Genomic DNA, 18500 nt, shown 5'->3' with positions numbered 1-18500 from the left:
AATCGTGAATTAATTCAGGCTTACGCTGCGTAATACGACATACGGGCCATTGCGGTCCTGGCGGCGCTCAGCGAATACGGCCAGTACACCGCTGATATCTTCCACCTCGCGACCGACATAGTGGCAGATGCTGCCGGACCATTTATATTTGCCGGTACAGAAGCGAAACAACCGGGACTGTGGATGCTGGCGGTATATCGCCATCGCCTGACGCTTACTGATAATTTTCATTAATACTCCTCCCTTACAACCAGCCCCGTTCAGCAAACGAGACGATATCCATTCCGCCGATAACGAGGTGGTCCAGGAGACGCACACCCACAAGGTCCAGAGCATTCTTCAGACGCTCTGTCACCCGTCTGTCAGCCTGACTGGGTTCGGCATGACCTGAGGGATGACAGTGAGCAACAATCACCGCTGCCGCATTGTATTTCAGGGAGGCCTTCACCACTTCCCGTGGATGGACTTCAGTGTGGCTGATGGTGCCTTTGAACAGCGTTTCGTGCGTAATCAGCCGGTGCTGGTTATCCAGCAGCAGCAGAACAAATGCCTCTCTTTCCTCCATTGTCAGCTGGAGCCGTAACCAGTCACGTACTGAGCTGCTGGACGTAAACGATGCGCCGGGTTCGCGTAACTGGCGCTCCAGCAGGGTCAGTGCCTCGCGGATGGTCTGTTGTGCTGATGCCGTCAGTTCATATGCAAACAACGGTAACTGTTTTTCCATGGTGCGGGACCTCAGTCGATAATGTGCATAATGGCGCTGCATTCCGGATGGTTCAGCGCGTAGTCCCGAAGACGGTAATAGTGTTCCGTCATGGCATCACACTCCGTGCGGCAGGCATGGTGGCTGTAAGCAATCAGACAGGCTGCAATCCCGGCAGCTTCAGCACTCATTTCAGCGCCGTTACCATTCAGGATATTGAACAGCGAACAGGGACCTTCACTCTCTTCCGGAGCCATGAAAGCGCCACCGTTGCTGAGAGTGTAAAAATCCCAGACACCACCGCTGTAATCCGCACACAACCGGTCCATCCAGGCAAAGATGCGGGGTTCGAGGGTTATCCACTGCGGGATACGACCAAAATGCTGAGGCCAGAAACGAAGGCGCTGTTCATCTTTAACAGGTATGGCACAAAGAGTGTCTGTCGGAATGGTGTTATCCGTTAATGCGTTGTTCATGATTAATGACTCCGGAAATAAAAAAGCCAGCCGGTCAGGGCTGGCGGGAAAGGCTGAGACTGAAGTCTGGTAAGGTTGGTCAGGACCTGCGGATGCCATAACGTGCGATGTAGCGATTCAGCATCACTCCGGCTTCAGGTTCAAAGTTCCATGCCCGCCAGACCATCACACCTTCGCAACGAATAACCAGACGAAAATGCGTTCCCTGGTCGTCTTCAATGGCGACGTTGTCATATTGCGCTGCGATGCCTGAGGCCTGCTCACGCGTAAACGGGCCGGAGGGAAGGTGTGGGTGAGTTTCGGTGTTCACGGGTATGTCTCTCCTCGTCGAAGTCATTCCTGTCCCAGCAGTTCGAGCATATTCTCTGCCATCACCCACAGCGCACGATTAAGTTTCACATCGCCGTCGATACCGTTCACAGCACGGGTACGGTTGCTTCGTCCTTGTGCAGTGCGTCCCGCCAGTCCTCCCTTCATCAGGTTCTCCTGCACCCGCTGGTACACCGTCCAGAGGTCGTCACTGCGGTCTTCGTAACGTCGTGGCGTCAGTATCTGAGCGGTAGTGACGGGCTGGTGGTCTTCACCAAAACGATAGTGGAGAGCAGCCCTCGCCATCGCCTGCTGCGCTGGTGGTGGTAACAGAGCCGACTGCATGGCATCACGTTTCTCCTCAACCCGGTCAAATATCCCCAGTACCTCGTAAGCCCCTTCAATAACTTTCTCCACCACATCCCCTTTATGCGGCACCCGTACTTCGCCGAATGACTGCCCGCAGACCAGTCCGTTGGTACAGACGCCACGAAACAGTCCCGGCAACATCTGATAGCTGGATGAGCCATCGTGTGAATTGAGGAGGATAATTTCGGGAACCTGCTGGCCGGTGAGTTGTCCGGCACGACGCAGGCGCAACATGTGTTTGGTGTGCTCCCGTCTGCTCTGGTCACGTACGCGGGTCTGGCAGGCAAAAAAAGGCTCAAAACCTTCCCGCTGCAGATTATCAAGAATAGTGATGGTCGGTATCCAGGTATATCGGTCACTGCGGGATTCGTGTTTATTCTCACTAAAAACACTGGGGACGTAATGCATCAATTCTTCACGGGTTAACGGGCGGTCGCGCCGTACCTGATTTACCCGTCCAAAACGACTGGCTAGTTTCATGATGAGCTCCTTAATTTATCTCTTTGCACCAAACGGCTTAACCTCAGAAGAATAGATATATGCTTCGAGGAATAACGGATTTTCACCAAAGTAATATAGGTTCAAATTTACCCATAACTTAATAAAAAAATCCCAAACATTATATGTGATAACTCCAGAGCAATTTGATGGCTAAAAAGGTATAAAAATCATGAATATCGTTAATTCCTTCCTTTATTGCAATTTCAACCCCTGACTAAAGAATAGTGGCGTTTGTCTATGTATGTATATAGATGTGTATATAGATTACTGATACATATCAATGCATTTAAATTAACATCTGTAGATTAATAAACATGAGAACACATGTAATTCAATACATTGAAACCAACAAACATTTCATCACTAATAAAACAACGCTCATGCATATAACTCGGCAAGTAAACATATACCGTATGCATAATGCATATGAACAATACAAGCGTAGAGCAAGTGATTTAATTAAATAATCAGCTCTACTACGACTAACACTTTCGAAATATAAAGAAGGAAACAAATAGTATGTACGAATATATCACCTCTCACGGAAAATTGAATCAATACCATTTAAAGAAAATAGAACAAACTATTGATAAAGCATTGAGTGAACACTCAAGAGTATTGGCTGTAAGAATAGATTTACATACTCCTGTTCTCAAACCATTAAATGACATGCCTGATGAGGCTAATTTCGCAAGGACAGATTCATCAGTAATATCCCGCTTTACGGATTCTCTGAAAGCAAAAATTTCACATTATCTTAACAAGCGGGAGAAAGAGGGAAAGCGAGTTCGTAAGACATCATTACGCGTTGTCTGGGCCAGAGAGTTTGCACCTGATTCACATAAAAAACATTATCACGTATTACTTTTACTCAACGGGGACACTTTCAATACACTGGGAGCGTACGATAGTAAAAAAGGTACACTCCTCCGGCTTATACGTGAGTCATGGATGAGTGCTGTCAGTTTCATATATCCCCCCGATAAAGAGTTAGTCCACACACCCAGGAATCCTTGTTATTACCTGAATGCAAAGGATGGCAAGCAAAGTGAGTCATATTGCTCGCTGATTTACCGGACAAGTTACTTTGCAAAAGAGAAAAGCAAATGCTTTACAGATGGTGAACGTAATTTTGGATGTAGCTTTAAATAATGGCATCACAAATCATCTATTTACCCATGAGTAAAACAGACCAGTACAGGGCTGTTCATGACTCATATCTGTACAGTATCAGGTAGCAAAACAATCCTGACTAAAAAATATCAATCCAAATAAAGCTAATTTGGCCTGATGGTTTTCTGGTGTATTCCAAATAGCAGCCAGGTAGCATATTCTCATTACCGGAAGGAGATATCCTTTAAATAAACCTGACATGAGAGATAAGATATGAGTGTTGGATGTTCGCTTAATGATAGAAATAACAATCCTGTAAATTTTTTTCCTCCCATTTTAAGAGATGCCGTGGAGGAGATAGAAAGAGAACTACAGGCTCCGGTAGAACTCATTGAAACAGTTGTTCTGGCTGCTGTATCACTGGCATGCCAGGGGGTAATAAAAATACAACATCCAGACGGGAGAGTGAGCCCTTGCCCAATGTATTACACCGTTATTGCTGACTCTGGAGAGAGAAAAAGTGCCGTATTTAAATTAGTCACACAACCATTTTTTGATTTTGAAAAGGAATCACGTCAAAAATATACGTTATTAATGCTGGATTACAATGCAGAACTTCAGTCATGGAAAAGTCAGGAGAAAGCACTATTGAAAGTGATTAGTAAAAAAACCGAGAAAGGAATTGATGTTGAATACGATACTCAGAGCATGAAAGAGCTTTACCGAAAAAAACCGCAACCACCCGCATTGCATAAGTTGATCTACAGTGATACGACACCAGAAGCGCTACAGCAGGGACTCTGCAGTCATGTGCCTTCATCGAGTCTTATGTCGGATGAGGCCGGTATTTTCTTCAAAGGACGTGCAAAGAATAACCTGGGATTTTTAAACCTTTTATGGGATGGAGCTCCGTTTGATATAGAACGAAAAAGTGGCAGATGTAGTATGGATGAATGTATGTTTACAATGTTATTAATGATTCAGTCCAGTGAGTTTAAAAAATATATCAAACTTCAGGGGGATTATGCAGTAGGCTCAGGGTTTCTGTCCCGTTTTATGATAACCGGAGTAACTTCAAAAAGAGGTCACCGCAGCTCTGTTAAGAATAACAGTAAAAGTAACACCATCAGGTTTCATGACAGAATAAAGGAACTACTGCTGCTTTCTGAAGAGAGGTACAAAAATAATGAAAAGCATAAATATCTATACTTATCCGAAGAGGCTCAGTCAGCACTCGGTTTAGTATATAAACATATTGAATCACGTATACTTAAAGACAGAGAGAAACATCCTGTTGTAGAAGGCATGTTGTCTAAGATGCCTGAAAATATTGTCAGACTGGCTGGGGTTTTTCATCTTTTTAGTGATGAGCACGGAAATGAAATATCTGAAAGAACCATTCAGGCAGGTGCGAAAACAGCGTATTTTTATTATCAACAGGCTCTTGATGCTATCTCATCATGCTCAGATTCAATAGAGCATAACGCTGATATATTGTACAAATGGTTATTAAAATACAAGGATCCTGATGTTAATTACCCTCAAATATTAAACACTCCCACCATTCTGAATAAAATGATAGTAAGGAGAAAAGGCCCATATGCTCTAAGAAACTCAAGAAAACTTAACGATGCGCTAGCTTATCTGGAAGAAGATGAGAAAATAAGAATTGAAAAAATTAAAAATAGTAATGGCAGCACCAGCGAAATAATACATATCCATCGTCATTGATGTCAACTGCACTGCTATCAGTTGCTACCAGTAGCAACTGATAGCAGTGATTAAGATATGTTGAATATTTCAAATGGAGTGGCAATAAATTGATATATATGATGTTTTTGAAAATATATAAAAACTTTTTTTATAAAAATATTATTTTCAGGGATGGTGTTCCAGGCGGGAAAAACATCAGTTATCACTGTCACCTCCGGACATTATCATATTAATTTTATACTATTCTAAGTTTGCAAAGAAAAATAATGCCCTTCCCTGGTCAAGTGTTAAGCACACTTGTGAATACATGAGATATGGAAGGGCATTGGAGGTGCAAAAAGTTATTTTTAACTCAATTAATTAACGCTTATTCTTATTTCGAATAAATTTATCATAATTGTCCCGCAGGTCGTCCAATAACCATTTATCGATTCTATTACGTAATGTGTTTTCCCTTTTTATTGGATCTCCCTTCCATTTTTCGGAATTGTGTTCTCCATCAAGTTTTACAACGAGTGGGATAATGGTATCAATGAATTGCCTCTTGCTTTCCCAACCACCTTCAGGGGAATGATCGGACAGCGCTGAAGATATATATAACTTTAGATAATCGAGATCTTTTGATTTTTTCTTTCCGCCAAGGCTTGATGCTGATTTTCTTTTAATTCTATCAAACCTTTCATTTAATCTAAGCCAATCACCAGTCTTTGCTTTATCATTTCTGTCTGCGGCGTAGGTGATATAAAGTAGTGCATAAAGTAAAAACTCGCAACTATCTTTTTTATTGCCATTTGATAAAATATACTCACTCCAGTAAAAATCCTTAAACCCCATAAAAAGATAATGTAACCAGAAGTTTTCATCCACTAATTTGATAATTCCAGAAATTCGACCGTCAAACATTTCTTTCTGTATACTGGCCCGAGCCTCAGCGTAAGTTTTTTTATAGACATACGGTTTTGGCACAATAATTCCATTAACATCATTAAATTCCTGTAGTAAACGGAAATTATCTGGATGGGATTCATCAACAATTCTCTCCGGCAGTACCTCCTCGATGGTCTTAAATTCCTCAATAACCTCATTAGCTTTTTCACGCATTGTTATCAGTTCATCGTATTGGACTGAACCTTTCAGCTTTGTTACTAACGCTTCAAGCTTCTCTTCAAAAGCCTTGCGTATGTCTTGATATATTTCATCCAAAGAATCGCAACTCACATTATCCATAAAAAGTAAAGCCCCCTGAAGTGATTTAACTGCTCATTTACTTAAGGCCTATTGTAGCCTGGCATTTGTTGGCAACATAGTCCCTGTCTAAAACGCAAAAAAGGTATTGATTATGTCTCAAAGTAACTCAACACAGCAGACAGTAAAGTATGTAAATCCAGCTAAAATGCTCAGGATCAAAGATGTCATGGAAAAGCTAGGCATCGCTCGTGCGACCATCTATGACTGGTTAAACACCAAATCACCACGATATGATCCAACTTTTCCCATCCAACGTCGCTTGGGCACTAAATCCGTTGGCTGGCTGGAGTCAGAACTGGACGACTGGCTAAATAATCGCCCGATATCAATCTGATATTGTAGGTGTAATGCTAACCAGAACAACTCACGTCAGCATAGAGGTAAATTAACGATAGATACAAAAAATCGCTGTTAATTCATAATCCATCCTGAATGATGAAATTTATAATTTCCGAAGATGATTTTTCTTCGAGCAGTTATATGCTGAAAAGATAACGCTTAGACAAACAAGTCTAAGCTTCAAATAAATCTGTACATTGTATTTTTACCGAGTGAGAATTAACAATGAAAGAACATGCATCAATATTTAATCAGAAAAATGATAATTACATGTCAGATACAGACTTCACAAAAGATCGCCTTGTAGATATGGCTTTTATTACTGCTTACACCGGATTAACAGACAAATGGTTTTATAAGCTCATCAAAGACGGTGAATTCCCGAAGCCAATTAAATTGGGTCGCAGTTCCCGCTGGACTGAAAGCGAAGTAAAGTCGTGGTTAAAACAGCGTATGGAAAAATCAAGAGGAAACTAACCATGCATGCAAAACGTATTGACTACACTAACCGACGGACTCACTCCACTCAAGGTACTACCGCAAATAAACGGTCCCGTTGGATCTGTAACCAATGCAAACGTCAGTATTGTGGGGCTAAGCCCTGCCCATTTTGTTATCGGATAACAGGAGAAGCTCACTAAATTCCTTTGATGCTCACTAAGCAGCCCAACACTGAATCACAATAGGTTTAACATACATCTGAGATGTCATTCAAGATGGCTCAAATATAAATACCTGCGGGCATTAAGCGTTATCCCGAAGAGTTTAAAGTTGAAGCAGTCAGACAGGTTGTTAATAGCGGTCATTCTATTTCAGGCGTTGCAATACGTCTCTGTATCACCACCCACAGTTTTCACGCCTGGATAAAGAGGCTCGGGTCGGAAATTTCAACGTCACAGAGCGATACTAATGCAGTTTCGTTTTTCGTGCGTTCGGAGTTGTCACCTGCAATTGTCCGTAGTGTTGCTGCCGTCAGTGGCACCATACCAAACTGACAGCGGAGGTTACCGGCACTCGCCAACGGTACTGCCATCCTTCTCAGTTAGGGGTAAAGACGGTTTACAAATACTTTACGGCGACCATTAGCCATCCAAAACATAGGTAGTTTTGCAGAGGTACGATGTTTAGGATAATAAGTGTTTTGGTTATGGGAATGTTCTGGTTGTGAAAGACAAGAAAGCAATAAGTTTCAAGAAATTTTTAACTATTAATAGCAATCTGGTTCATGTATCGGATACTTGGTCTGATTTATGGGCGGTAATTTTTTATACTGGTCAAAGTGTTGGTAGATTGATTGATCTTCGTTATACAGACATTGAAAGAGGTTCTGCTTATCTGCGAGTGAAAGGAAGAATAAAAGCAAAACGGATTGAGTTAAGCGCGCCTGTTTGCGCGATACTGGAACGTAGAAGAGAGACGTATCCTCAAGATGTTTTTGTGTTTCAGAGCCATTCAAACCGCGTCAAAAACCGTGACAGTCCAGTTACCGTGATTGCTTTTAATGCTGCTTTAAGAAAGGTTAGCAAGTTAGCCACTGGTGAACTTGCCAGTAGTAAAAATGCTCGTAAGGTTGTCGTTTGATCGCCTCACCCGATAGCGCATGCAAAAACTACCGAGCAAGGAGTGATTAAGTATGCTCATGCAAGGTAATTTGTGCCAGGACACCCAGCAGTTTATGAGAGTGTAATTCAGATGTTCTTTTAACGCCCGGGGAGGGCAAAATGAACATCAAACGAGGCTGTATCCCTTAATTACATACCCTTTGTAAAACAGCCGGATACACCCCAGTTTCACCATCGCCAGATAATTCCTCGCCATTTTGACGTAACGTGTGGCAATGCGGCAGTATTCTTTCAGGCACCCAATACACCGCTCAACAACGTTGCGATTGCGGTAGGCATCTCGATTAAGTTGTGAACGACTATCTGCTGCCATTTTTTCATTGGTTTTTCGGGGGGACCGTTTTTATCCCCTTTCTTTTCAGTTCTTTATGTAATATATGCTCGGAGTAGGCTTTGTCAGCCAGCACTGCATGGCCACGACGTTTCATGCAGCCGTTCTGGCGTTGAATACCAATACCATCCAGAAGACGTTGTGCAAACTGGCTTTCGTGAGCCTGACCGGGACTCAGTACGATATTTAACGGCAGACCACTTCCGTCTGTCGCCAAATGGATTTTGGTGCCAAAACCACCGCGAGAGCGACCCAGTCCATTATCTCCGGTGATATCGGAATGTTTATTTGCGCACCAGCGGCGCACCTGAGTACTCGGATTTTGCTGCCATCCAGCGCAGTCGTGGACCAGTCAACGAGACCATGGGCATCAAGAGAAGAAAGTAATCTGTTGAAAATAATGTTAATTGCTCCCGATTTAGACCATCGGTTAAAACGGTTATAAAAGGTCTTCCTTGGGCCATATCGCTCAGGCAAATCGCGCCAGCAATGGCGCGAGGGAAAGCTGCTATTATCTTCTTCAGAGAGTCCTCAGCTACTTCCTGTGACTCTCGATACCGCTGCCGTCGTTGCATAACCCTGTTTCCGGACACGATAAAGACAATGAACGCCTACTGACGCTCATCCGAGACTCATATACACTGAGTTGCGGCATGTATGGTTATCATCGGGTTAATGGTTATCTGAGCGAAATCGGTGAAACCTGCGTTAAAAATCGTGTAGATCGCATTATGCAACTGAACCGGATCAAAGCGGTACGTGGCTATAAATCTCCACGCCGGATGGCCCAAACCTTCGGTCATTGCCCCTAATCGCGTGCAGCGTGAATTTACCGTGGTAAAGCCTAATCAGATCAGATCAGGTCAGAGTGACTGATATCACCTACAGTGTGCCCGGAGTTCAGGGCGGGTAAAGTGTTTTACATACTGAGGACTGATAACTTTTACTTTATGTCCCAATTTTTAAAACTCATGCTGCCAGTAAAATGCCCCAGTGCACGCTTCGACACTAATCAGGCAGGCCGGAATGTTCGCCACTGTCTGGAGTAATTCTTTTCGACCAGTGCGCTTTGAATAAACTGGCTTACCCATGCCATTGTGATTTTAAACATCATTAAAATTATAGCTATGTAATTATAATCTATAAAAATCAATCGATTACCATGTTTTTCATGGCGTTTGACAAAAGTCAATGCGTATTTGATTGGAAATGCTGATTGTTTTTTTATTTATTAATAGGTGTCAATCCATAAAACAGTCTCAATCAAGTTGTAAAAAAATGTATATTTAATTTCGAAATAGCATTCTTTGACGCCGACAGCATCGACGAATTCTTTTATAGAATCCGTTCCTGACGCCTTAAATATTGCGGCTTCCGGTCAGTCGAAGTTTCTATTAACAGTTGCACAAGTGAGCATCGCATATCGCTTCTGACTTTTGTGCGAATTAACTGTTTGCTCATTGATACTTAATTCACTCTGACAAGGAAATGACAATGAAAAAGGTTCTTCTCTCTGCTGCGATGGCGACTGCGTTTTTTGGTATGGCTGCGGCAAATGCTGCTGATACCAATGTAGGCGGCGGTCAGGTTAATTTCTTCGGTAAAGTTACCGACGTCTCTTGTACTGTTTCCGTAAACGGCCAGGGCAGCAATGCTAACGTTTATCTGGCTCCGGTGACTTTAACGGAAGTTAAAGCGCCAGGCACACAAGATACCTTACTTAAACCAAAAACTTTCACCATCGATGTATCTGACTGTCAGGCTGCTGACGGTACAAAACAAGACGATGTGAGCAAACTGGGCGTGAACTGGACCGGCGGTAACCTGCTGGCTGGTGGAACCTCCACACAACAGGGCTACCTGGCAAATACTGAAGCCGCAGGCGCGGAAAATATCCAACTGGCTTTATCTACCAGCGATACGATCACTAACAAAATTATCCCAGGCGATGACAACCAGCCTAAAGCGACTGGTGACGATTCCGCCGTTAAGGATGGCGCACGCTTCACTTACTACGTTGGTTATGTAACCAGCACCCCGGCAACGGTTACCACCGGTGTGGTTAACAGCTACGCGACTTACCAAATTACCTATCAGTAATATCGACTGAGAGATAAAGCCGCCTCGCGCCGGGGCGGCATAAAACAATAATAAAGCGGCCACTGCTGCCGCTTATTTTTTATTCTGAGGTCAGCATGAAGCGTATTGCCCTTTTTTTCTGTTTCATTTTTAGTTTTGCGGCCCATGCCAATAATATTATTGTTAACGGCACCCGCTTTATTTATCCAGGAAATGAAAAAGAAATAACGGTGCAGCTCTCCAACACCGCCGACCGTCCGGCGCTGGCACAAGCCTGGCTGGATAACGGTAATGCCGACGCGACGCCGGACACTATTACGACGCCATTTATTATCACCCCACCTATTTCCCGCGTTGACGCGAAAAGCGGCCAGACCCTGCGTATTAAGCTCGGCAGTAATGCGGGACTCGCTAAAGATAAAGAAACGCTGTGGTGGCTAAACCTTCTGGAAATACCGCCAGTCGAGGCGAGCCAGAAAAACGAAGGGCAGAATGTTCTGCAACTGGCGATTCGTTCGCGCTTTAAGTTTATCTATCGTCCCAACGGATTAGGCAACCGCGATGCGGCGGCAGAAAAATTAGTCCTTTCCGCAAACGGTAACAATTTGTCCGTCAGTAATCCGACGCCATTTTATGTCACCGTCAGCCGTATCTCCCGCGACGGCGGCAAAGCGCTGAACAGCAAAACGGTGATGTTTGCCCCGCAGTCCAGCCAGACCATCGCCCTTTCTTCCGCAGTGAGTAAAGGCGAGACCCTGACCGTTAACAACATTAATGACTATGGCGCAGATGTTGCAGTGAAAGTTGCCGTCAAATAAGGGAAACGATCATGAAGCAGAGGTCAATCTGCCCGGGAAGATTAAGCACGGCCATTGCAGTTGCGCTGTGCTGCTTTCCGCCATTTTCCAGCGGAGAGGAAAACCCGGGAACGGTCTATCAGTTTAACGATGGTTTTATCGTTGGCAGTCGCGAAAAGGTCGATCTGTCGCGCTTTTCTACCAGCGCTATCAGCGAAGGCGTCTATTCACTTGATGTGTATACCAACGGCGAATGGAAAGGGCGCTACGACCTGAAAATCACCGCCGGTAAAGACGGCAAAATGGGCGTCTGCTATACCAAAGCGATGCTGATGCAATACGGGATCTCGCCTGAAAAATTCAACCCGCAGCTCAGCGAGAAAGAGGGCTTCTGCGGACGCCTGCAGGAGTGGCGCAACGAAGAGAATGTTAAAGATACTCTGATCCAGTCCTCCCTGCGACTGGATATATCCGTACCACAAATCTACGAAGATCAGCGCCTTAAAAACTTCGTCAGCCCGGAGTTCTGGGATAAAGGCGTTGCGGCGCTGAATTTAGGCTGGATGGCAAACGCCTGGAACAGCCACAGCTCGTCGTCCAACGGTTCTGATAACAGCAGTGCTTATCTGGGTGTTAACGCGGGCCTGTCGTGGGACGGCTGGCTGCTCAAGCATATCGGTAACCTGAACTGGCAGCAGCAGCAGGGAAAAGCCCACTGGAACAGCAACCAGACCTACCTGCAGCGGCCCATTCCGCAGATTAACTCGATAGTCAGCGGCGGTCAGATTTTTACCAACGGCGAATTCTTCGACACCATCGGCATGCGCGGGGTAAGCCTGGCGACCGATGACAATATGTTCCCGGACGGCATGCGCTCCTACGCCCCGGAAATTCGCGGCGTAGCGCAAAGTAACGCCCTGGTCACGGTTCGTCAGGGCAGCAATATTATCTATCAGACCACGGTGCCGCCGGGGCCGTTTACCCTGCAGGATGTTTACCCTTCCGGCTACGGTAGTGACCTTGAAGTTTCGGTTAAAGAAGCCGATGGTACGGTTGAAGTGTTTAGCGTGCCTTACGCCTCGGTGGCGCAATTACTGCGTCCAGGAATGACCCGCTATGCGCTCTCTGCCGGTAAAGTCGACGACAGTTCGTTGCGTAATAAGCCGATGCTCTACCAGGGAACCTGGCAGCACGGTTTAAATAACCTGTTTACCGGCTATACCGGCGTCACTGGTTTTGATGACTACCAGGCGTTCCTGCTGGGAACCGGGATGAACACCGGCATCGGCGCGCTGTCATTCGACGTTACGCATTCACGGCTGAAGAGCGACACCCTCGACGAGCAGGGGCAAAGCTATCGCGCCACCTTTAACCGCATGTTTACCGAAACCCAGACCAGCATCGTGCTGGCGGCATATCGCTACTCCACCAAAGGCTATTACAACCTGAACGACGCGCTGTATGCGGTCGATCAGGAAAAGAACCGTAACAGCAACTACACCGTGTGGCGGCAAAAAAACGGTATGACCTTTACCGTTAACCAGAACCTGCCGGATGGCTGGGGCGGTTTTTATCTGAGCGGCCGGGTGGCGGATTACTGGAACCGTTCGGGAACGGAGAAGCAGTACCAGTTTAGTTACAACAACATGTACGGCCGGCTCTCGTGGTCGGTGGGCGCGCAGCGTGTCTATACCCCGGATAGCTCTGGCCACCGTCGCGACGATCGCGTTTCGCTCAACTTCAGCTACCCGCTGTGGTTCGGTGAAAACCGTACCGCTAACCTGACGTCAAATACCTCGTTTAATAATTCACGCTTCGCCAGTTCACAAATTGGCGTCAACGGTTCGCTGGATAGCGAAAACAACCTCAACTACGGCGTGTCGACAACCACGTCTACCGGCGGTCAGCATGATGTGGCGCTGAACGGCAGCTACCGTACTCCGTGGACCACGCTGAACGGCAGCTATAGCCAGGGCGAAGGGTATCGCCAGAGCGGCGTCGGTGCCAGCGGAACGCTGATTGCCCATCGCCACGGCGTGGTGTTCTCGCCGGAAAGTGGCACCACCATGGCGCTGATCGAAGCGAAGGATGCCGCTGGCGCGATGTTGCCCGGCTCGCCGGGAACCCGTATTGACAGCAATGGTTACGCCATCCTGCCGTATCTGCGGCCTTACCGGATTAACTCCGTTGAAATTGACCCGAAGGGCAGCAACGACGATGTCGCCTTTGATCGTACCGTGGCGCAGGTGGTGCCGTGGGAAGACAGCGTGGTCAAGGTCTCCTTCGATACCACGGTGCAGAACAACATCACGGTTCTGGCGCACCAGGCTAATGGCCTGCCGTTACCGTTTGCCGCCACGATATTCGACCCGTCCGGGAAAGAGATAGGCGTGGTGGGCCAGGGCAGCATGATGTTTATCAGCGATACCAGCGTGCCGAAGGCGACGGTTAAGTGGAGCGGCGGACAGTGTTCGGTGGATTTAAGTCAGGCAAAAACAAAGGAAACGCTATGTCGCTAAGTAAAAAACTGACGCTTTTTATTGGCTTAATGGCGCTGGGGACAACGTCGGCATGGGCATCATGTTGGCAATCTAATAGTGCCTATGAAATTAATATGGCTATGGGGCGCGTGGTTGTTAGCCCGGACTTACCAGTAGGTAGTGTTATTGCAACTAAAACATGGACAATGCCGGATAATAATACGATTTATGTTACATGTGATAGAAGTACTACTCTGAAATCAGATGCGAAAGTTGTTGCTGCTGGTTTGGTTCAGGGGGCCAATAAAGTCTATTCGACTGCAATTCCTGGAATTGGTCTACGTTTCTCACGTAAAGGGGCGATCAGTATGATCTACCCTGATAGTTATACCACGACAGGTTCCTCCTTTAGACTCGCAGGTTCAACATTCACATTAGATATAATTAAGATCAGCACCACAACAGGGAGTGGGACATTAGCCAGTGGGCCGTATACAGAATATGGCCCAGGATTTACAATCCTGAAAACCAGCCTCAATGCTGATGCCATTACAATTGTTTCACCTTCTTGTACCATTTTGGGTGGCAAAAATATGAATGTCGATATAGGCACGATTAAACGAGCCGATTTAAAAGGGGTGGGAACCTGGGCTGGCGGTACACCATTTGATATTAAACTGGAGTGTAGTGGGGGAGTCAGTGTCAGTGGTTATGCAAATATTAACACCTCATTTTCTGGAATATTAGCTACAAATACTTCGGCGAATCAAGGTGTTCTGTTAAATGAAAAGACCGGAAGTTCTGCTGCTAAGGGCGTTGGTGTGCAGGTTATAAAGGATAACACTCCTCTGGAATTCAACAAAAAATATAATATTGGTACATTACAAAGCCAGGAAACCCGCTATATCACCCTGCCGCTCTATGCGCGCTTCTATCAATATGCGCCGACCACCAGTACCGGTGAAGTGGAGTCGCACATGATCTTTAACCTGACGTACGATTAATGCGGGAGGCGGGTATGAGTGATTCAGCAAAGTATATAAATAGCATACGACTCATTCAGTTTGCCCTGATGAGCGGGACGCTTATTGCCTCCTCGGTGTGGGGATTCGAGACGAATTACGATCGTGGGCGGGTGGATTTTGCCGGACGGGTGACCGACATCTCCTGTAGCGTGGCGCTTAACGGCGGCAATAATGCAGGGAGTGGAAGCGTCTGGCTGGCACCGGTTAGCCTGGCGGAAGTACACGAACGCGGGGCGGGGGCATTTATGAAACCGCAGCCTTTCACTCTGGAACTCTCAAACTGCCAGCTTCGCCATGATGGTGGCGCGGCGGATAAAGATGAAGTTCGGATGGTGAGTGTGCGCTGGATTGATGGGTTTATGGTCAATTTCGTCAGTAATGAAAACGCCGGTTATCTGGCGAATACGCGCGCGGACGGTGCCAGCCATATTTTTCTGGCGCTGGCGACCAACGATAATAATACGCTGGACAAAAGCAATAAAATTGTCCCGGCTGACCCGCAGCAAAACCGGGTGCCTCTGGTGGAAAAGGCGGTGGATGGCGGGATATTTACTTATTACATTGGCTACGTTACGCCCGCGCCGGAAAAAGCGACCAGTGGTCCGTTGACCAGTTGGGCGACCTGGGAGTTAGTTTATAATTGAGTGATTGATTGACTTTATTGCGCGAATGTTAATATTGATGCCGGAATGCTCCGGCATTTTTTTAAACCTTGATATCTTCTTTGACCAGTTGTTCAATGCTGACTTCCTTCCAGTAGTGTCCCTGAATAGCAAACCACTCCATGCCCTGTAACCACTTCTTGTGCGCTTCGCTTTCTACGCCTTCAATAATCACATTATGGTGGTTACGGGAAAGAAAGGTGATCAGTGCATCCATCAGCGGTCGGCCAGAATCTTTTTGCATTAAATGCCAGAAGAAGTCTTTATCGATTTTGACATAATCAAAATGGTAACTTCGAATCGCATTAATACCCGCATTGCCTGAGCCAAAATCATCGAGCCAGAGCGTCGTGCTTTGTGGATCGCTCCAGGTAGCAAGAGCATTGTTCAATAATTTATTCGAGTTTTCTGTTACCTCAAAGTGAACGCAGCCAATGTGGTCAACGAGGTTTTTAATCTCCGATCTTAGCAATATGTTGAGTATATGGTCATCAACATTGATTGTTGCAGAGATGCCGTTTTTATTAAACCACTGTTTATGTTTTTCAATGAGCGCCAGCTGCTCCATGAATATGCTCTCGCGCAATCCCGTATTGGCATAGCGGAAGAAGTTTTCTGGAGAGATAGGCAGGCTATCGAAACGACTCAGGCACTCAACGGCGACGAGCGTACCTTTTGGGGAAAACATCTTTTGAAAGACATAACGAACGGATATATCGTTACGTGATAAGTTATGATTGGAAAATAGCGTCGCGTTCATTATCTCTCGTCAAAAATCAGGCCGAAGGTAAAGAGAAGATAATATTATTATAGGTGAGGTTTGTGTCGATGGGAATGATTATTAAAGGAAGGTTGCCAATGAATTAGCGGCTTTTGATTGGTCACCCACATATTTTTGGCTTCAGCACCGATACATATTGACTATCCTTTTATTCATTATCCGTGAGTTATTCATCCCCAGCTTCTTCATAATATGTACCTTATGGCTGTGTACCGTTTTGTGATCAATATCGAGGAGTAATGCGATTCTTTTATTGTTGTTGCAGGCAATGATTAACTCCAGAACCTGAAGTTCCCTGGAGGTTAGCGTACGCCGGGTACATAATCCCTGACAGCCATCGGCGGTTAAAGGTCTGTTGATGATGGCAGAGAAATCTGATAAAGACGATTTTTCATTCAAAATCAATAAATTATTAATATCAAGCAACTCCCGAAACAGTCTGGAGAGGTCACTTTTTACAATTAAAACCAGCAACGCGCAGTGCGTAAGACGCTTGCGCAGGGAGTTAAGCAATGCGACAGTTGTGGCTGCAGGTATATCCTTATGGATAGTGTTGATAATAACGGTAGTGGTCGATGGTGTGATGACTCCCTTAACCATATCCTGGAAGTTAAGGGTGGTGATGTTTTTTTCGTTATCAACCATATAATCGTGGATTGATTGTCCGATGATATTGTCGTCAGTATAAAGCAATATGTTTTCCAATGGGGTAAAATTTCCTGTTGATTATCTTTATCATAAAAACATCTTGCGTACTATTGCATTAATGTTGATTTAGGTTAAAGTGATTGTGTTTTTTTGAAATTTTATTTCGTCAAGTGAATTAAACCAAGACTCGCCTGTTTTTTATTTTTCTATCAATTATCAATTTGACAATTATTTCTTCTATTTCCTCTTTTTTTTCTTCACTTTCGTAATAAAACATGCAAGATACCCTGAAGTTTGTTGCATCACATTGTTTGTGGTTATTTGTTTCGGATATATGTTTTATTTTTAAATTAACAAGGATTCGTCCGTACTCCCCAAGATTTAACTCTGAGTTTTCAAGTTTATTTCCACTTCTAATAAAACTATGCAAAGGTTCCAGGGATATAAACGAGCAACCACCTTCTGATATATCATTCAAGTGATATTTATAAATAGTGCCACTTCTGTATCTTCCAGAGCAATAAAACTGACTTTCGTACCTAACGTTAATTCTTGGTGATGTCCTTCGTTGTAGTATTGATAATGATTCAGGAATAATGAAGCATAGAAGATTGTTTGAATTTCTTTTGTCAGTGATTCGATTGTTGGTTGTGAATTCTATTTTCCCTAATGGGCTGTGGATGATAAAATAAAAAATGCTCTCTTTAGGAAGACCTGGATGAGAGGTGGATGGTTTTATATAGAAAAAATTACCTTCTACTTTTTTTAGTGTCGACTGGTGTTTTATACCATTACAATAGAAGTACAATTTAGATTGAATCCTGAGTTCATCTCTCAGAATTGCAATAATTTCATATTTGGACTTTTTAGAAACTCCCTCAGACATATTGACTCCCTAATCCAAAAACAGCCAAAATTTTAATTTATTATCCCATGCTGGAATCGTATTTTTCTTAAAAAAACGCCCTCATAACCTATTGTTTAATTTAAAAAAATAGGATAATCCTATTGATTGGGGGTTGACATTGTCGAACTTTCTTTTTTGGCATTTGGAGTGAATAATCTTTTAATATAAATTTTCCAGGTCTACCAACAGTGACGATAGCGGACAGTGATGTAGACTCCTTAAACAGACAGTAGCTGTATCTTCAGATAAGAGATAGGCTTGAATATTTGTCTAACACTGGCGCTAATTTTGAGATGACCGAGATCCTGTTAGGGCAATAAGCCCGTAAGTGTAAGACTCCTCAGGAGAAAATCGCCATTATCCAGCAGACGATGGAGCCGAGTATGAATGTCTCCCA

The 18500-nt window shown here is 44.8% G+C and carries 19 protein-coding genes and 4 pseudogenes; 12 read left to right on the top strand and 11 right to left on the bottom strand.

The features are described from left to right. Nucleotides 1–9: 9 nt before the first annotated feature. From MC50_RS04555 to MC50_RS04535, 5 genes are all read right to left on the bottom strand, one after another. Nucleotides 10–231, bottom strand: coding sequence for a DUF987 domain-containing protein (locus MC50_RS04555; RefSeq protein ID WP_044349288.1), 222 nt, complete (start codon nucleotides 229–231; stop codon nucleotides 10–12). Nucleotides 232–244: 13 nt separating this feature from the next. Next, on the bottom strand, nucleotides 245–724 hold the full coding sequence (radC, locus tag MC50_RS04550) for a RadC family protein (RefSeq protein WP_044349286.1): 480 nt from the start codon (nucleotides 722–724) through the stop codon (nucleotides 245–247). Nucleotides 725–735: 11 nt separating this feature from the next. Continuing rightward, a complete protein-coding gene (locus MC50_RS04545) occupies nucleotides 736–1179 on the bottom strand; it encodes an antirestriction protein (protein WP_047663501.1) in 444 nt (147 codons plus the stop codon). 79 nt (nucleotides 1180–1258) lie between these two features. Continuing rightward, complete coding sequence (locus MC50_RS04540) at nucleotides 1259–1516, bottom strand: DUF905 domain-containing protein (RefSeq protein ID WP_044349282.1); 258 nt, start codon at nucleotides 1514–1516, stop codon at nucleotides 1259–1261. Next, nucleotides 1513–2337, bottom strand: a complete 825-nt coding sequence (locus tag MC50_RS04535) for a DUF932 domain-containing protein (RefSeq protein ID WP_044349280.1) — start codon at nucleotides 2335–2337, stop codon at nucleotides 1513–1515. Before MC50_RS04535 ends, MC50_RS04540 begins: the two co-directional genes overlap by 4 nt. 540 nt (nucleotides 2338–2877) lie before the next feature. On the opposite strand from MC50_RS04535, the gene MC50_RS04530 reads away from it, so the two are divergent. Beyond that, nucleotides 2878–3510: an inovirus Gp2 family protein gene (locus tag MC50_RS04530; RefSeq protein WP_072024984.1), complete on the top strand. Its 633-nt coding sequence runs from the start codon at nucleotides 2878–2880 to the stop codon at nucleotides 3508–3510. 234 nt (nucleotides 3511–3744) lie between these two features. Further along, entirely contained in the window at nucleotides 3745–5202 is a 1458-nt protein-coding gene (locus MC50_RS04525; protein ID WP_080748438.1) for a YfjI family protein, read from the top strand. 342 nt (nucleotides 5203–5544) lie between these two features. Here MC50_RS04525 and MC50_RS04520 read toward each other — a convergent pair whose 3' ends face one another. Then, entirely contained in the window at nucleotides 5545–6411 is an 867-nt protein-coding gene (locus MC50_RS04520; RefSeq protein ID WP_047663500.1) for a hypothetical protein, read from the bottom strand. A 112-nt stretch (nucleotides 6412–6523) separates the two neighbouring features. Between MC50_RS04520 and MC50_RS04515 the strand changes: the two genes are divergently transcribed. The 4 genes and pseudogenes from MC50_RS04515 (at nucleotide 6524) to MC50_RS04500 (ending at nucleotide 8352) form a co-directional block, all read left to right on the top strand. After that, nucleotides 6524–6766 (top strand): helix-turn-helix transcriptional regulator, encoded by a 243-nt coding sequence (locus MC50_RS04515; protein ID WP_052135770.1) that lies wholly within the window; start codon nucleotides 6524–6526, stop codon nucleotides 6764–6766. A 275-nt stretch (nucleotides 6767–7041) separates the two neighbouring features. Next, nucleotides 7042–7248 (top strand): helix-turn-helix transcriptional regulator, encoded by a 207-nt coding sequence (locus tag MC50_RS04510; RefSeq protein ID WP_047665397.1) that lies wholly within the window; start codon nucleotides 7042–7044, stop codon nucleotides 7246–7248. Between the two features lie 266 nt (nucleotides 7249–7514). Then, nucleotides 7515–7635, top strand: a pseudogene (locus tag MC50_RS28780) (transposase); the annotation flags it as partial. Nucleotides 7636–7935: 300 nt separating this feature from the next. Continuing rightward, complete coding sequence (locus MC50_RS04500; protein ID WP_223306634.1) at nucleotides 7936–8352, top strand: site-specific integrase; 417 nt, start codon at nucleotides 7936–7938, stop codon at nucleotides 8350–8352. Between the two features lie 166 nt (nucleotides 8353–8518). Here the strand turns inward: MC50_RS04500 and MC50_RS04495 are convergent. Continuing rightward, nucleotides 8519–9210: pseudogene (locus MC50_RS04495) on the bottom strand (IS5 family transposase); the annotation flags it as partial. An 83-nt stretch (nucleotides 9211–9293) separates the two neighbouring features. Between MC50_RS04495 and MC50_RS04485 the strand changes: the two are divergent. After that, nucleotides 9294–9579, top strand: a pseudogene (locus tag MC50_RS04485) (IS3 family transposase); the annotation flags it as partial. 110 nt (nucleotides 9580–9689) lie between these two features. Here MC50_RS04485 and MC50_RS04480 read toward each other — a convergent pair. After that, nucleotides 9690–9821, bottom strand: a pseudogene (locus tag MC50_RS04480) (IS110 family transposase); the annotation flags it as partial. A gap of 397 nt (nucleotides 9822–10218) precedes the next feature. Between MC50_RS04480 and MC50_RS04475 the strand changes: the two are divergent. The 5 genes from MC50_RS04475 (at nucleotide 10219) to MC50_RS04455 (ending at nucleotide 15749) form a co-directional block, all read left to right on the top strand. Next, nucleotides 10219–10824, top strand: a complete 606-nt coding sequence (locus MC50_RS04475; RefSeq protein ID WP_047663498.1) for a fimbrial protein — start codon at nucleotides 10219–10221, stop codon at nucleotides 10822–10824. A gap of 95 nt (nucleotides 10825–10919) precedes the next feature. Beyond that, nucleotides 10920–11621 (top strand): fimbrial biogenesis chaperone, encoded by a 702-nt coding sequence (locus tag MC50_RS04470; RefSeq protein ID WP_047663497.1) that lies wholly within the window; start codon nucleotides 10920–10922, stop codon nucleotides 11619–11621. 11 nt (nucleotides 11622–11632) lie between these two features. Beyond that, nucleotides 11633–14119, top strand: coding sequence for a fimbria/pilus outer membrane usher protein (locus tag MC50_RS04465; RefSeq protein WP_047663496.1), 2487 nt, complete (start codon nucleotides 11633–11635; stop codon nucleotides 14117–14119). After that, the gene (locus MC50_RS04460; protein ID WP_047663495.1) at nucleotides 14110–15084 is read left to right on the top strand and encodes a fimbrial protein; all 975 of its coding nucleotides are present in this window, start codon (nucleotides 14110–14112) and stop codon (nucleotides 15082–15084) included. The genes MC50_RS04465 and MC50_RS04460 overlap by 10 nt, the downstream gene beginning before the upstream one ends. Nucleotides 15085–15098: 14 nt before the next feature. Beyond that, complete coding sequence (locus MC50_RS04455) at nucleotides 15099–15749, top strand: fimbrial protein (protein ID WP_047665395.1); 651 nt, start codon at nucleotides 15099–15101, stop codon at nucleotides 15747–15749. A gap of 61 nt (nucleotides 15750–15810) precedes the next feature. On the opposite strand, the gene mrkJ is transcribed toward MC50_RS04455, so the two are convergent. The 3 genes from mrkJ to MC50_RS04440 all read right to left on the bottom strand — a co-directional run bounded on the left by mrkJ (nucleotide 15811) and on the right by MC50_RS04440 (nucleotide 18082). Beyond that, nucleotides 15811–16527 (bottom strand): cyclic-di-GMP phosphodiesterase MrkJ, encoded by a 717-nt coding sequence (gene mrkJ, locus MC50_RS04450; RefSeq protein WP_047663494.1) that lies wholly within the window; start codon nucleotides 16525–16527, stop codon nucleotides 15811–15813. A 141-nt stretch (nucleotides 16528–16668) separates the two neighbouring features. Continuing rightward, nucleotides 16669–17253 carry a helix-turn-helix transcriptional regulator gene (locus MC50_RS04445; RefSeq protein ID WP_047663493.1) on the bottom strand — a complete coding sequence of 195 codons (585 nt, stop codon included), beginning with the start codon at nucleotides 17251–17253 and terminating at the stop codon, nucleotides 16669–16671. Nucleotides 17254–17371: 118 nt separating this feature from the next. Beyond that, entirely contained in the window at nucleotides 17372–18082 is a 711-nt protein-coding gene (locus MC50_RS04440; RefSeq protein WP_047663492.1) for a flagellar brake protein, read from the bottom strand. Nucleotides 18083–18500: the final 418 nt, after the last annotated feature.

Origin of the sequence: Klebsiella planticola, from assembly GCF_000783935.2 — a bacterium.
Lineage (GTDB): Bacteria > Pseudomonadota > Gammaproteobacteria > Enterobacterales > Enterobacteriaceae > Klebsiella > Klebsiella planticola.
Note: the sequence above shows the minus strand (reverse complement) of the source record. Positions and strands in the feature narration are given on the sequence as shown.